General features: G+C 67.0%; 12 protein-coding genes. 7 read left to right on the top strand and 5 right to left on the bottom strand.

Going from position 1 to position 14,394, the window contains the following annotated elements; genetic code table 11:
- Nucleotides 1-10: 10 nt before the first annotated feature.
- Nucleotides 11-484: a YehS family protein gene (locus GGR73_RS15970; protein ID WP_016901421.1), complete on the top strand. Its 474-nt coding sequence runs from the start codon at nucleotides 11-13 to the stop codon at nucleotides 482-484.
- A gap of 609 nt (nucleotides 485-1,093) precedes the next feature.
- On the opposite strand, the gene GGR73_RS15965 is transcribed toward GGR73_RS15970, so the two are convergent.
- Nucleotides 1,094-3,211, bottom strand: coding sequence for a methyl-accepting chemotaxis protein (locus tag GGR73_RS15965; protein WP_184457820.1), 2,118 nt, complete (start codon nucleotides 3,209-3,211; stop codon nucleotides 1,094-1,096).
- Nucleotides 3,212-3,393: 182 nt separating this feature from the next.
- Between GGR73_RS15965 and hrpB the strand changes: the two genes are divergently transcribed.
- Entirely contained in the window at nucleotides 3,394-5,895 is a 2,502-nt protein-coding gene (gene hrpB, locus GGR73_RS15960) for an ATP-dependent helicase HrpB (protein WP_184457818.1), read from the top strand.
- Nucleotides 5,896-6,225: 330 nt separating this feature from the next.
- Nucleotides 6,226-6,657, top strand: coding sequence for a hypothetical protein (locus GGR73_RS15955; RefSeq protein WP_016903604.1), 432 nt, complete (start codon nucleotides 6,226-6,228; stop codon nucleotides 6,655-6,657).
- Between the two features lie 400 nt (nucleotides 6,658-7,057).
- Here GGR73_RS15955 and GGR73_RS15950 read toward each other — a convergent pair whose 3' ends face one another.
- Both GGR73_RS15950 and GGR73_RS15945 read right to left on the bottom strand, forming a co-directional pair.
- Entirely contained in the window at nucleotides 7,058-7,636 is a 579-nt protein-coding gene (locus GGR73_RS15950) for a pseudouridine synthase (protein ID WP_184457816.1), read from the bottom strand.
- A gap of 356 nt (nucleotides 7,637-7,992) precedes the next feature.
- A complete protein-coding gene (locus GGR73_RS15945) occupies nucleotides 7,993-8,847 on the bottom strand; it encodes a class I SAM-dependent methyltransferase (protein ID WP_024938993.1) in 855 nt (284 codons plus the stop codon).
- 232 nt (nucleotides 8,848-9,079) lie between these two features.
- Here GGR73_RS15945 and GGR73_RS15940 point away from each other — a divergent pair, with 232 nt between their 5' ends.
- The 4 genes from GGR73_RS15940 to GGR73_RS15925 all read left to right on the top strand — a co-directional run bounded on the left by GGR73_RS15940 (nucleotide 9,080) and on the right by GGR73_RS15925 (nucleotide 12,519).
- Nucleotides 9,080-10,051: an aldo/keto reductase gene (locus tag GGR73_RS15940; protein ID WP_024938994.1), complete on the top strand. Its 972-nt coding sequence runs from the start codon at nucleotides 9,080-9,082 to the stop codon at nucleotides 10,049-10,051.
- A 116-nt stretch (nucleotides 10,052-10,167) separates the two neighbouring features.
- A complete protein-coding gene (locus GGR73_RS15935) occupies nucleotides 10,168-11,196 on the top strand; it encodes an NADP-dependent oxidoreductase (protein WP_184457813.1) in 1,029 nt (342 codons plus the stop codon).
- Nucleotides 11,197-11,269: 73 nt separating this feature from the next.
- The gene (gene dkgB, locus GGR73_RS15930) at nucleotides 11,270-12,073 is read left to right on the top strand and encodes a 2,5-didehydrogluconate reductase DkgB (protein ID WP_053051118.1); all 804 of its coding nucleotides are present in this window, start codon (nucleotides 11,270-11,272) and stop codon (nucleotides 12,071-12,073) included.
- A gap of 143 nt (nucleotides 12,074-12,216) precedes the next feature.
- Complete coding sequence (locus GGR73_RS15925) at nucleotides 12,217-12,519, top strand: hypothetical protein (protein ID WP_024938997.1); 303 nt, start codon at nucleotides 12,217-12,219, stop codon at nucleotides 12,517-12,519.
- Between the two features lie 87 nt (nucleotides 12,520-12,606).
- Here GGR73_RS15925 and GGR73_RS15920 read toward each other — a convergent pair whose 3' ends face one another.
- Nucleotides 12,607-13,017, bottom strand: a complete 411-nt coding sequence (locus GGR73_RS15920) for a hypothetical protein (RefSeq protein WP_047124556.1) — start codon at nucleotides 13,015-13,017, stop codon at nucleotides 12,607-12,609.
- A gap of 480 nt (nucleotides 13,018-13,497) precedes the next feature.
- A complete protein-coding gene (locus GGR73_RS15915) occupies nucleotides 13,498-14,199 on the bottom strand; it encodes an alpha/beta fold hydrolase (protein ID WP_184432496.1) in 702 nt (233 codons plus the stop codon).
- Nucleotides 14,200-14,394: the final 195 nt, after the last annotated feature.

Genomic DNA, 14,394 nt, shown 5'->3' with positions numbered 1-14,394 from the left:
CGGAATTGTCATGATCCACAACGATGTACTGCGCAGCATCCGCTACATGCTCGACCTCAGCGACGACAAGGTGGTGGAGATCACCCACCTGGCCGACCCGGAGTTCGCGCTCGACAAGCCGCAGGTACAGGCCTGGCTGAAGAAGGAAGACGAGCCCGGTTTCGAGCCCTGCACCGACGCGATGCTGGCGCGCTTCCTCGATGGCCTGGTGCTGCGTTTTCGCGGCCGCGACGAGAGCCAGCCGGTGCGCCCGCTGGAAACCCGCGTCGGCAACAACCTGGTGCTGAAGAAACTGCGCGTGGCCTTCGAGCTGAAAGACGTGGACATGCACGCCATCTTCGCCAGCGCCGGCTTCCCGCTGTCCAAGCCGGAACTGTCCGCGCTGTTCCGCCAGCCCGGCCACAAGAATTTTCGCCCCTGCGGCGACCAGTTGCTGCGCGCCTTCCTCAAGGGCCTGACCGCGCGGATGCGCGAAGCGGGTTGATGACCGGATACTGAGGTCTGACTGGTTTGGCTTGGCTTGGTCGTCCGACGACGCTGCGACTTGAATCCGCAGGTTTTTAGCGCAGTTTTCGTGTGTCTCGAAGTGACTGGATGGTGTCGGTGGATCGATCGTGGAGCGGTCGATCTGCGGCTTGGTTGCAGGGTCCTTGCCCGCCCACCATCGCAGGACACGCCGCAAGTACGTCCGTGTAGGCTCTTACGCGGCATCCATGCCGCGTAAGGTCCCGCGACGGTAGGCGGGCAAGGACCAAGCGAGATGGTCGGTGTGCTTGGTGCAAGCAATGCACGATGTGCGTTGTTCGGATTGTGGGAGCCCAGTTAGCCCCTCAATCGAATTCGAGCAACAGGCAAGCCATGAACAAGGCGATCTCGAACTCCAAAGCAAACACAGGTTTTGACCGGGCCACCGACCAACGCTCGGTGCGGCGTCCCCGCCGCTTGCGGGACCCTTGGCGGCATGGAGGCCGCCAAGGAGCCTCCACGGACGGATGCACGGCGTGTCCCGCAGGTGGCGAGGGCACCGCGCCCTCGACGCACCGGGCTTTTGATTCAAGCAGCTGCACCTGGGCCGCTACAACGCCTCACGCAATCAAGCCGCAGCCGCCAGGCTTGGCCGGCGTGCGTCCAGGCGGAACACCGATACCGCTTCGCTCAGTTCCACCGCCTGCTCTTCCATCGCACGTGCTGCGGCAGAGGCTTCTTCGACCAGTGCGGCATTGCGCTGGGTGGTTTCGTCCATGTCGTTGACGGTGCGGGCGACCTGCTCGATACCGGAGGATTGTTCGCGCGATGCGGCGGAAATCTCCGCAATCAGCGTGGTCACCTGCTGCACCGACTGCACGATCTGCTGCATCGTCTGCCCGGCCTGATCCACGCGCGCGCTGCCGCGCTCCACGCTGTCCACCGAGGCGTCGATCAGCTGCTTGACCTCCTTGGCCGCGCCGGCCGAACGCTGTGCCAGCGCGCGCACTTCCGAGGCGACCACGGCAAAGCCGCGGCCCTGTTCGCCGGCACGCGCCGCTTCCACTGCCGCGTTCAGCGCCAGGATGTTGGTCTGGAAGGCGATGCCGTCGATGACGCTGATGATCTCGGCGATCTTCTTGGACGACACCTCGATCTCGCCCATGGTGTCGACCACGCTGGCCACCATCTCGCCGCCACGGCCGGCGATCTCCGCGGCCGCCTGCGCGCCGCGGCTGGCCTGCTGCGCGGTGTCGGCGTTCTGCCGCACGGTGGAGGTGAGTTCTTCCATCGAGGCGGCGGTTTCTTCCAGGTTGGCAGCCTGCTGTTCGGTGCGCTGGGCCAGGTCGTTGTTGCCGGCGGCAATCTCTGCCGAGGCGGTGCGAATGGTCTGCGCGGCCACGGTGATGTCGCCGACGATATCGGTCAGGCGCTGCACGGTGGCATTGGCATCGTCGCGCATGCGTGCGAACACGCCTTGCTGGTTGCCGTGCATGCGCGCGGTCAGGTTGCCATCGGCGATCGCCTTGAGCAGCTGCGACAGTTCGGCCAGATTCTGGTCCACGTTCTGCATCAGGCCGTTGACGCCGCTGACCATGGCGCGGAATTCGAACTGGTAGGCCTCGGCATTGCCGCGCGTGGCGAAGTCGCCGGCCGCAGCTGCGTCGACCAGGCCACGGATTTCGCCATTGATCGCCGCCAGGTTGCGCTTGGTGGTGTCCATCGCCTCGGTGATCTGCGCTTTCTCGCCCGGCAGGCGCGGCATGTCCACCGACATGTCGCCGACCGCGTAATGCTGCATCACCTGCAGCATGTCGCCGATCAGACCGACCTGCGCGCCGATCAAGCCATTGGTGTCGTCGACCATGCGGCCGTATGCGCCCGGGAAGGCCTGCGCGTCCATGCGGTAACTCATCTGCCCGGCTTCGTGGCGCTGCGCCATGTCGGCCTGCGCGGTGGAGACGTCGGTGAGCGTGTTGACCACCTGGCCCATGGCCTGGCCGAGCAGACCGATTTCATCGCGCGTGCTGACCGCCGCACGCGCCGACAGATCGCCGGCCGCCACCTGGCGTGCCGCACGCGCGACGTTTTCGATCGGGCGCACGATCGAGCGACGGATCCACCAGCCCAGCACTGCCACCAGGCACAGCGCCGCGGCGATCGTGGCCACCGCCGACAGCACCAGCTTGTGCTGCGCCGATTGCGAACTGGCCAGCACCGCCGCATCGGCCAGGGTCTTGCTGCGCTTCACCAGTTCTTCGAGGGTGTGGCTGGGCGCGCGGTCCTGGCCCTTGACCAGCTGGTCGCCCACCTGGGTGTCGTAGCCGGCCTCGGCAAACTTGCCCAGCGCCGCTTCGTAATTGCGCTGCAAACCCAGATGCGCCTTGGCAAAGTCCTGCGCCAGCGTGCGTGCCTGCGGGTCCTGGGTTGCCTTGGCCAGCGCCTCGGTGCTGGCCTGCACCTTCCTGCCCTGCTCGCGGAAGGCGCTCAGGTGCTTGTCCAGCAGCGCCGGATCGCGCCCGCGGATCAGCACGTTCTTCCATTCCTGCACCTGCAGGCGGAAATCGCGGGTGATCTCTTCGCTGCTGGAAGCCTGCGCCACCTCCGGCGGCACCTTGCCCGACAGACTCAGCCACGCCGTGCCCAGACCGCCCAGGGCACACAGCAGGATGACCGACAGACCCAGCGCGAGCGCGCCGAGCAGCTTGCTTTGCAGGCTGACGAATTTCGGGGTGGCAGCAGACATGGGGCGTCCAAATCAGGGAGTACAGCGGTTATCGACAGGCACGCTGCCGGCCTGAAGCAGCGCCGGCGCCAAAGTCAGCCTTGAATGCCCAAAAGGTAATATCACTTCCGGATTCCCCGACAGGCTTCACCCGACGGCCCGACCGTCGCGCCATCTGTGACGTGCCCGTATCCTTCCCGCGCATGACCGAGCCTGCCTTTCCGATCTCCCCCCTGCTGCCGCAGCTGTGCGACAGCCTGGCCGCCCATCCGCGGCTGGTGCTGGAAGCCCCGCCCGGCGCCGGCAAGACCACCCAGGTACCGCTGGCCTTGCTGGACGCACCCTGGCTGGCCGGCCGCAAGATCGTGATGCTGGAACCGCGGCGCGTGGCCGCCCGCAGCGCCGCCGTGTTCATGGCGCGCCAGTTGGGCGAGCCGGTCGGCGAGACGGTGGGCTACCGCATCCGCTTCGAGAACAAGACCTCCGCGCGTACCCGCATCGAGGTCGTCACCGAGGGCATCCTGACCCGGCTGATCCAGGATGACCCGATGCTGGAGCACATCGGCGCGTTGCTGTTCGACGAATTCCACGAGCGCCATCTGGCCGGCGACCTAGGCCTGGCGCTGGCGCTGGACGTGCAGGCGCAGGTACGCGAGGACCTGCGCATCGTGGCGATGTCGGCCACGCTGGATGGCGAGCGCCTGGCCGGCTTTCTCGACGCGCCGCGCCTGAGCAGCGCCGGGCGCAGTTTCCCGGTGGAGATCGCGCACTTTCCCGCGCGCCGCGACGAAGCGCTGGAGCCGCAGACCCGGCGCGCGGTGGAACACGCCTTGTCCACCCACCCGGGCGATGTGCTGGTGTTCCTGCCCGGCCAGCGCGAGATCGCACGCGTGCACAGCGCGCTGCAGGACGTGCTGGATCCGGCGGTGCAGGTGCTGCCGCTGCACGGCGAGCTGGCGGTCGAGGCGCAAAGCCAGGTGCTGCAACCCGACCCGTCCGGGCGCCGCCGCGTTGTGCTGGCGACCAACGTCGCCGAGTCCTCGGTCACCCTGCCCGGCGTGCGCGTGGTCATCGACAGCGGACTGGCGCGCGAGCCGCATTACGATCCCAACAGCGGCTTCTCGCGCCTGGACATCACCACCATCGCGCAGGCTTCGGCCGACCAGCGCGCCGGCCGTGCCGGGCGTGTGGCCAGCGGCTGGGCGTACCGGTTGTGGCCGCAATCGCAGCGGCTGGAACCGCAGCGGCGCGCGGAGATCACCCAGGTGGAGCTGGCCGGCCTGGCACTGGAACTGGCCGCCTGGGGCAGCGCTGCGCTGCGCTTCGTCGATGCCCCGCCGGCCGGTGCGCTGGCCGCCGCGCACGAATTGCTGCAGCGGCTGGGCGCGCTCACCGGCAGCGGCGGCATCACCGCACTGGGCCGGCGCATGCTCGCGCTGGGCACCCATCCGCGTCTGGCCGCGATGCTGGCGCAGGCTGGCGACGCGACACGCGTGGCGCTGGCTTGCGACCTGGCCGCCTTGCTGGAAGCGCGCGACCCGCTGCGTCAGGGCGGCGATGGACTGGCTGCGCGCTGGCGCGCACTGGCCGCATTCCGGCAAGGCCGCAGCGCGCACGATGCCAACCGCGGCGGCCTGGCCACGATCGACAGCGCCACCAAACAATGGCGCCGCCGGCTGCGCTGCGACAGCGCTCCGCCCACCAGCGTGGAGGCGCACGCGCTCGGTGACCTGCTCTCGCACGCCTTCCCCGACCGCATTGCCGCACGCCACCCCAACGACCCGTTGCGCTACCTGCTGGCCAACGGCCGCAGCGCGCGCCTGTTCGACCACAGCGACCTGCGCGGCGAACCCTGGCTGGTTGCCAGCGAGCTGCGTTACGAAGCCAAGGACGCGCTGCTGTTACGCGCCGCGCCGGTGGACGAAGGCTATCTGCGCCGCAGCGTGCCCGAGCGCTTCGTGCAGCAGGATCTGGTGCAGTGGGACGCGGACAAGCGCGCCCTAGTCGCGCGTCGGCAATCCAGCTTCGACCGCATCGTGCTCGACAGCCGCCCGGCCGGCCGCGTCGATCCGGCGCAAGCCGCCGGTGCGCTGACCGAGGCGGTGCGGCAGCTCGGCCTGGATGCCTTGCCGTGGACCGACGGCCTGCGCCAATGGCGGGCCCGCCTGCAGTCGTTGCGTGCCTGGATGCCCGAGCTTGCGCTGCCCGACCTGTCCGACACCGCGTTGCTGGAGACACTGGACACTTGGCTGCGCCCGGCCTTCGCCGGCAAGACCCGCCTGGATGCGCTGGACGAGGCCAATCTGGGCGAAGCGCTCAAGGCCGCCCTGCCGTGGGACCGCCGCCAGCTGATCGACCGACACGCACCCAACCGCATCAGCGTGCCCTCGGGCATGGAGCGGCAAATCGTTTACGCCCTCGACCACGCCGAGCAACCGTTGCCGCCGGTGCTGGCGGTCAAGCTGCAGGAACTGTTCGGCCTGGCCGAAACCCCGCGCATCGCCGACGGCCGCATCCCGCTGACCCTGCATCTGCTCTCGCCCGGCGGACGCCCGTTGCAGGTCACGCAGGATTTGAAGAGCTTCTGGGTCACGACCTATCCAGATGTCAGAAAGGAGATGAAGGGACGGTATCCCAGACATCCGTGGCCGGAAGATCCATGGACCGCGACTGCAACCCATAGAGCAAAGCCGCGCGGCACCTGATGTGAGCCCCTCTCCTCTCGGGGGAGGAGTTGGGGTGCGGGTACGGGGCGAAGCCCACGCGCTGCTCAAGCGCACGTGGCTTCGGCCGTCCCCTCATCCGCTCCTGCAGGGCACCTTCTCCCGGCGGGAGAAGGGAGTCGACGTCAACACCGGCCAGGGCAGGCTTCTGTCGCACCCAGGTAAACACCGAATCCAGGTAAGGCACCGATCACAGCATCGCCCCGCATCATTACTTAACCGCAACCCAAACAAGCCCTGCCACCGCTAACACCGTCTATACGCAGCAGCCCACACACTGCGGCCCACGTACTCAGAAAGGAAACGCCTCCAATGAGCAAGCTGACTGTGATCACCGAACGCGCCCTGGAGCGTGCCCTGGAACTGGCTGGCAATGCGGGCGACCATCTGCGTCACGCCGCCTCCAACGCTGGCGATCAGGCCCGTCATGCAGGCAGCAGCCTGCGTCATTTCGGTCCAGGCGCCAGCGAATGGCTGAAGACCGGTGCTGCTCTGGGTGCCGTGCGCACCGGCGGCAAGGTCGTCAGCAAAGTGGTCAAGCGCAACCCGGCCGTCACCGTGGCTGCTGCCGTCGCCGGCCTGGGCCTGATCGGTTATGCCGTGTATCGCAAGCGCCAGCGTGACCAGCAGGTGCTCGGCGGTAATGTCCACCGTCTGGACCGCGAACACGCCAGCAATGCCAGCGCACGTCGCGCCGCCTACCAGCGTCGCGGTGCAGTGACTCCGAGCGACGGCATCGAGTAAGCCATCGTTCCAGGCACAAAACATGACGCCACGGTCCTGCGCCGTGGCGTTTTTGTTTGTGGACCACGATCGATGCCACCGTTAAATCGCCAAGTCATCGACACCCACTCGTGTGGTCGAAGAATGCGGCACTACATGTGCGGGGCCGTAGCGATTAACGATCGCGCGTGACCGCGTTGCTTGCCATGGCCGCACCCTTGTCATTACCGCGCCTGTCCTGACCCGCGCCGTATTGCCGGATCGCAGGGTGGATCGGCCACGCAGGCACGCAACCGTTGCGTCTGAGCTCGCATTACCAATCCTGCTGCTCATGCCGCATAAGCGGTTCTGTAAGCAGCGCCGTCCAAAATGCATCGAGCTCAGCGCCGCGTGCGGTGCAGCGACCGCTGTCCCGGATGCATCAGGCTCCGCGTCGCGTCCTACTTGGACGCGCGCCGCGCGTTTGTTCGATGCGCCACTGGCCCGGCGCCAGCGCATCCAGTGTCCAGTCGCCGATCGCCACGCGGATCAGACGCAAGGTCGGAAGGCCCACCGAGGCGGTCATGCGCCGCACCTGCCGATTACGGCCTTCGGTGATCTGCAGCTCCAGCCAGGCATCGGGCACGGTCTTGCGCATGCGCACAGGCGGATCGCGCGGCCACAGCTGCGGTGCCGGATCGAGCCTGCGCACTTCGGCCGGGCGGGTCGGGCCGTCGTTGAGCAGCACGCCATCGCGCAAGGCCTGCAGTTGCGCAGGCTCCGGGTCGCCTTCCACCTGCACCCAGTAAGTCTTGGGTTGCTTGTGGCGCGGGTCGGTCAAGCGATGCGCCAGTGCGCCATCGTCGGTCAGCAGCAACAGGCCTTCGCTGTCGTGATCCAGGCGACCGGCTGCATAGACGTCGGCCGGCAGGCCGAATTCGGCCAGCGTGCGCTTGGGCGGCTGCGAGCGGTCGCTGAATTGCGACAGCACGCCATAGGGTTTGTTCAACAACACCAACATGCCAATCCTGTTGCGCAAGGTCGTTGCCGGCCACGCGCGTGGCGCGTGAGTCGTGCACCGGGTTGAAGAGGTCGCGCTACCGGCAGCAAGCGGTGCGCTGCTGCCCGAAGCCGCGTTGCACGCTGACGCCGCCGCATCGCTGCGCGGGGCAGTTGTGCATCAGTGGCCTGCCGCATGCAAACCAGCGCAGCGTTGGTCCAACTGGCCATCGTTGCGCTGCCCGCGCCGTCCTTACGGTCGTGCAGCCGATTGCGCAGTCATCGCATGCCGCGCGTCATGCCAGCATCGACGCACCGTAGCGGGCAGCGCCAAGACCCGCATGCCGACGCGCGGTGCGTCGGCATGCTGGCCGCGTCTCACTGCTTGACGAACTTCAAGGTCATGCGGTCGCTCTCGCCGATCGCCTTGTACTTGGCGTCGTCGGCCTTGTCGTGGTTGTTGCTCGGCGGCAGGGTCCACACGCCACCGGCATAGTCCTTGGTGTCGCGCGGATTGGCGTTGACCTCGCTCTTGCCGGCGAGCTTGAATCCGGCCGCCTCGGCCATCGCGATCAACTGCGCCTGGCCGACATAGCCGCTCTTGTCGTCGGCCGGCACGTCGGCCTTGGCACGGTGCTCGACCACGCCGAGCACGCCGCCGGGCTTGAGCACCTTGTAGAAGCCGGCAAACATCGCCTCGGCATTGCCGGCCATGCGCCAGTTGTGCACGTTACGGAAGGTCAGCACCAGATCGGCCGAGTTGTCCACGCCGAACGACGGCGTCTTGGGCACATAGGAAACGAACGACGGTTTGCCGTACACCTCCGGCTTTGCGGCGAACTTCTTCTCCAGCTCGTCGCGCCCACGTTGTGCCGAATCGCGCCCGCGCCCCTCCGGCACCGCTGCCGGGTCGACCACCGCGGCAACATACTTGCCCTTGTCGCGCAGGTACGGCGCCAGGATTTCCGAATACCAGCCGCCGCCCGGCGTGATTTCGATGACGGTCTGGGTCGGCTTGATGCCGAAGAACGCCAGCGTCTGGCCGGGATGACGATAGACATCGCGCTGCACGTAGACGCGATCGCGCCAGTTACCGTCGATGGCTTTTTGCAGCGCCGCATCGGGCGCCGGCAAGCTGGCGCTATCGGCCGGTTTGATTGCCATTGCCAGTGGCGCGCTCATCGCCACTGCCATCCCCACCACACATGCACACACCAGCTTGTTGCGGATCATCGCAGCGCCCTTTGCGGGAAAAAGTAGCGCGAGCCTAGCATGCGGCCCGAAGCCTGCCATGTGCACGGATCCGTGCGCCGCATGACGCGCCGCACCAGGCGCGGCGGGCGACATGTTCAGACGACGTGAGTCGATGAGGGCGATCTGCGGAACGCTGAATCCACGCAGGTGTCACACGCAACATCGGCACGCATGACTATCCTGTGGGCAGTTCGAATCAGGAGCAACCGTGATGACCCACTCCCGCGCGCTAGGCCGCTCCGGCCTGCAGGTTCAACCGATCGTGTTCGGTGGCAATGTGTTTGGTTGGAGCGCCGACGAGGCGACCTCGTTCGCGTTGCTCGATGCCTTCGTCGATGCCGGCTTCAACCTGATCGACACCGCCGATGCGTACTCCGGCTGGGTGCCGGGCAATCGCGGTGGCGAGTCGGAAACCATCATCGGGCGCTGGCTCGCACGCAGCGGCAAGCGCGACAAGGTGCTGATCGCCACCAAGGTGGCCAAATGGAGCGAGCATCCGGGCCTGTCGCCGGAGAACATCGCCGCCGCGGTGGAAGATTCGCTCACCCGCCTGCAGACCGATGTGATCGATCTGTACCAGGCGCACGAAGACGACGAATCGATTCCGCTGGAAGCCACGCTGGCCGCGTTCGGCCGCTTGATCGAACAGGGCAAGGTGCGCGCGATCGGCGCGTCCAACTACAGCGCCGCACGCCTGCGCGATGCCCTGGATATCTCCGAGCAGTACAAGTTGCCGCGTTACGAAAGCCTGCAACCGGAATACAACCTCTACGACCGCGCCGGCTATGAAGCCGAGCTGGAGCCGCTGGTGCGCGAACGCGAACTCGGCGTGATCAGCTACTACTCGCTGGCCAGCGGTTTTCTGACCGGCAAATACCGCAGCGCCGACGACGCCGGCAAGAGCAGCGCGCGCGGTGCCTCGGTGGTCAAGCAATACGTCAATCCGCGCGGCCTGCGCATTCTGCAGGCGCTGGACGATCTGGCGGCCACCCACCGCGCCACACCGGCACAGATCGCACTGGCCTGGTTGATCGCACGCCCCGGCCTGACCGCACCGATCGTCAGCGCTACCAGCGTGACCCAGTTGCACGATGTGCTGGCCGCCGCGCAGCTGTCGTTGAGCGCCGATCAGATTGCACAGCTCGATGCCGCAAGCGCCCCCGAGCCGGCCGACGCAGCCTGACGCATCGGCTTGCATCACGCACGCAGTCGACCACGCGCGTCTTTCCGCGCGCAGCCGCCATTGCGGCTGCGCTCCCCCGGTCGCGTACGCGCGGCCCTTTCCGCAAGGAATCCCCCATGACATCGATCACCAATCGCCGCATCGTGCTGGCCTCACGCCCGCACGGCGAGCCGAGCGCCGACAACTTCCGCAGTGAAGACGTCGCCTTGCCGCCCACCGGGCACGACCAGATTCTGGTGCGCAACCGCTTCCTGTCGCTGGACCCGTACATGCGCGGACGCATGGACGCAGGCCCGTCCTACGCCGCACCGGTGGAGATCGACGCGGTGATGGAAGGTGGCACCGTCGGCGAGGTGCTCGAGTCGCACCATGCCGGCTATCAGCCAGGCGATCTGCTGGTGCTGCCCGGCGGTTGGCAGAGCCATAGCCTGCTCACGCCCACCGCGCCGTTGCGCAAGCTGCCCAAGGACGATGCCCTGCCACTGAGCACCGCGCTCGGCGTGTACGGCATGCCCGGCTTCACCGCCTACGCCGGCCTGCACGAAATCGGCAAGCCGCAGGCCGGCGAAACCCTGGTGGTGGCAGCAGCCAGCGGGCCGGTCGGCGCCACCGTAGCCCAGCTGGCGCGTCTGCAGGGATTGCGCGTGGTCGCCATTGCCGGTGGCGAGGAAAAGGTGCGCTACCTGCGCGAGGTGCTGCGCGTGGATGTGGCGCTGGACCATCGCGCCGACGACTTTGCCGAGCAGCTGCGCGCGGCCACTCCGGACGGGATCGACATCTATTTCGAGAACGTCGGCGGCAAGGTCTTCGACGCGGTATTGCCGCAATTGAACGACTTCGCGCGCATCCCGGTATGCGGCGTGATCGCCACCTACAACAGCCGCGGCCAGGCCTTGCCGGGGCCAGATCGCCTGCCCGAGTTCATGGGCCAGGTGCTGCGCAAGCGGCTGACCGTGCGCGGCTTCATCCAGCACGATTTCATCCGCCTGATGCCCGCCTTCCTGCGCGAGATGGGCCAGTGGCTGCGCGACGGCCAGATCCAGTACCGCGAACACGTCCTGCACGGGCTGGACAGCGCCCCGCAGGGCCTGATCAGCCTGCTGCGCGGCGAGAACTTCGGCAAGGCCGTCGTCGCACTGGACTAATGGCTCACAGCGCCCCCACGACATCAGCTTTTGCGATGCACGATTCCCCATTCCCGATTACCAAAGGAACACAATGACAGTCCCCGCATTCGGCCTCGGCACCTTCCGTCTCAAGGACCAGGTCGTCATCGACTCGGTGCGCAATGCACTGGAGTTGGGCTACCGCGCCGTCGATACCGCGCAGATCTATGACAACGAAGAACAGGTCGGCCAGGCCATCGCTGCATCCGGCCTGCCGCGCGATCAGCTGTATCTGACCACCAAGATCTGGGTCGACAAGTTCGACCGCAGCGCCTTGCTGCCCAGCCTGCAGGAAAGCCTGCGCAAACTGGGCACCGACGACGTCGACCTGACCCTGATCCACTGGCCTTCGCCCAAGGATCAGGTGCCGATGCGCGACTACCTGGAAGCCTTGAACGAGGCCCGGCAGCAGGGCCTGACCCGCGCGATCGGCGTCTCCAACTTCACCATCGCGCTGATCAAGCAGGCCATCGAGATCCTGGGCGCCGAGGCCATCGCCACCAATCAGATCGAAGTGCATCCGTACCTGCAGAACCGCAGCCTGATCGCGTTCCTGCGCGAGCAAGGCATCCATGTCACCTCGTACATGACGCTGGCGGTGGGCGAGGTGCTGAAGGACCCGGTGATCCAGGCGATCGCCGCACGCCATGACGCCACCCCGGCGCAGGTCACCCTGGCCTGGGCGCTGCAGCAGGGCTATTCGGTGATTCCGTCTTCGACCAAGCGCGACAATCTGGAGAGCAATCTCAAGGCCCAGACGCTGCGGCTGAGCGAGCAGGACATGGCCGAGATCGCCGCACTGGACCGCGGGCAGCGGCTGGCCAACCCGAAGGCCATCGCACCCGACTGGGATTGAGGTCCCGGCTGCCACGGGTCGGCACTATCCGGCCCGTGGCATCGCCACCGCGACGACCGCTCGTCGTCGCGTGCTGGTTGCACGCGGCAGGCGCTGCTACGGTGCCGGGCACAGGGGGTAGTCTCGGCAACGGAGTCCTACCCATGCACAGCGCATCCGTCTTGACCCGCCGCAGCGTCGATCTCGACACCGAGATCGCCTACTGGCGCGGTGTCCACGCCGAAGGCCATCTGGGGGGCTATGCCTTTGCCGATTACGCCCGGCTACTCACGCTCGGCTACGACATCTATCTGGCCTATCCGCGCGCGACCGAAGCGCAGCTGTATCGCGTGCTGCAGGACGGCTATTACCACTATCAACCGCTGCTGTCGGTGCCCTGGGACCAGGCGCGCTGGATCGTGCGGCATGCCTGGCGGCATCTGGAAGAGGCCGCCGTCCGGCATTGAAGCAGGCGTTCTGAGAAGCAAGCCTTCTGACAAGAAGCCAGCGCTCGGACGATCACACAGCCCGTGCGGCCGCGCGGCGCTGTCAGCTCACTGTCCCAGTGCCATCGCCTGGCGGTCGATGCGGTGCTTGTCGGCCAGTGCCTGCATACCCTGCAGGGTGGCGGCGATCAGGCTGGCATAGCGCAGCCGCCACAGCGTGGCGCGGTCGTTGTCGTCGTGCGTATTGCCCAGGCCGTCGAGCACCTGCGGCAGACGGCGATCGGCCAGCGCGGAGGGGGCCAGATAGGGCTTCTCGGGTGCTATCACATCCACCGGCGCGCGCCAGTCGTTGGCAACCTGCTGGGAAATGCCGGCCAGGTGCGAGAGCTGGTGCATGCCGATCAGCGTCTCGTGCAGCATCTCGCGGCACGCCCACTGCCACAGCGCCACCTTCTCCGATGGGTCCTTGGCAATCTCGGTGAGTGCCAGATCAACCTTTTCGATGCGTGAGTCGAGCATTGCTGAGCTCCGATGCTGCTGTGCAACATAATTCACACCATACACCGTGAGAATCAAGTGAGCCAAACGTTTGCAGGATGTCGGCGCAACGATGCTCGACCCGGTTCACGTTTTACGTGGCGAGGCCCAGACGCCGCTACGGCGCCCCGACGTCCTGCCACAGGTCGATGTCACGCTGGGGCGTGGCCGCCGGGAACAGGCGCTGGCCGACGACGGCCACGCGGTGACGGTGGCGGTGCAGCGCAAGCGGACTTGCGCGCCTTGCGGCGGCCCAACGATTCGCTTCGGCCGGATGGCTACCGTGACCAGGTACGACACCGTGCGTGCAGGAATGCACGCATTACGTATCAGCCGACGGCGTGCTGATGCTTGCTCCCCAACTACCGCTGGTTCGGAGCACCTCATCGCACGCTGGTTGATGCCACCCCACGGCGATCGCACGGCGGCAGGCATGGCTGGGTCGGCTCGGTCATTGCGGTATCAGGCGAGCAGCCATTGCCGCAGTGCATCCGACACCGCCTGCGGCTGTTCCAGCGGCGACAGATGGCCACACGCAGGCACCTGCACCAGACGCGCGTGCACTGCGAGTGCGGCCATTTCCTCGTGCAATGCCGGCGGGGTGATCGCATCGTCCTGGCCGCACAGCACCAGCAGCGGGCCGGCATAGGCGCGCAGCAGCGCGCGGCCGTCTTCCCGCTCCAGCCGGTTCTGCCGCAGAAACACCTCCACGCCCAGCCGCTGGGTCATGCCACGCACCCGCTCCAGCAAGGCCTCGTCCTGCCAGCGCGAGGGATGCACGTAGTGCCGCAGCAGCCGTTCGCCGAATCCGTGGAAGGCACTGGCGCCACGCACACTCGCTTCCTGCGCGCGCCGTTGCGCCGCACGCTCGGGCGAATCGGCACGTGCAGAGGTATCCAGCAAGGCCAGCCGCTCCACACGCTCCGGCGCGATACGCAGGATTTCCTGCGCGACATAGCCACCCAAGGAAAACCCTGCCAGTGCAAACCGCGGAGGCATCTGCGCCAGCAGCTGTGTTGCCAGCGCGCGCATGCTCTCGCCCTGGGTGATGTCGCCGACCACGCAGTCGGCAAGCTCGGCCAGGGCCACGCGCTGTGCCTGCCACAGCTGCGCATCGTTGAGCAGACCGGGGAGCAGCAACAAGGTGGGACGCGTTGCGCTCATGCGCAGCAAAGTCCGATCGGGATCGCAGAAGCAGGCACTGTCATCGCAACAGTGTGCCGCGCGGTGACGCCCATCGCCAGCGCGTGCGTGCGCACCCGGGCGCGGGTGCATCGCCTCGTTGGCGTGTCTTGCGTCCATGCCAGGTCGCGCTGACACCGCGACGCCGGCTGCCTGTGTTCTTCAGGGCAGCGCTGC

Source organism: Xanthomonas sp. F14 (assembly GCF_014199865.1).
The sequence above is the reverse complement of the archived record's forward strand: the minus strand, read 5'-3'. Positions and strand labels throughout refer to the sequence as shown.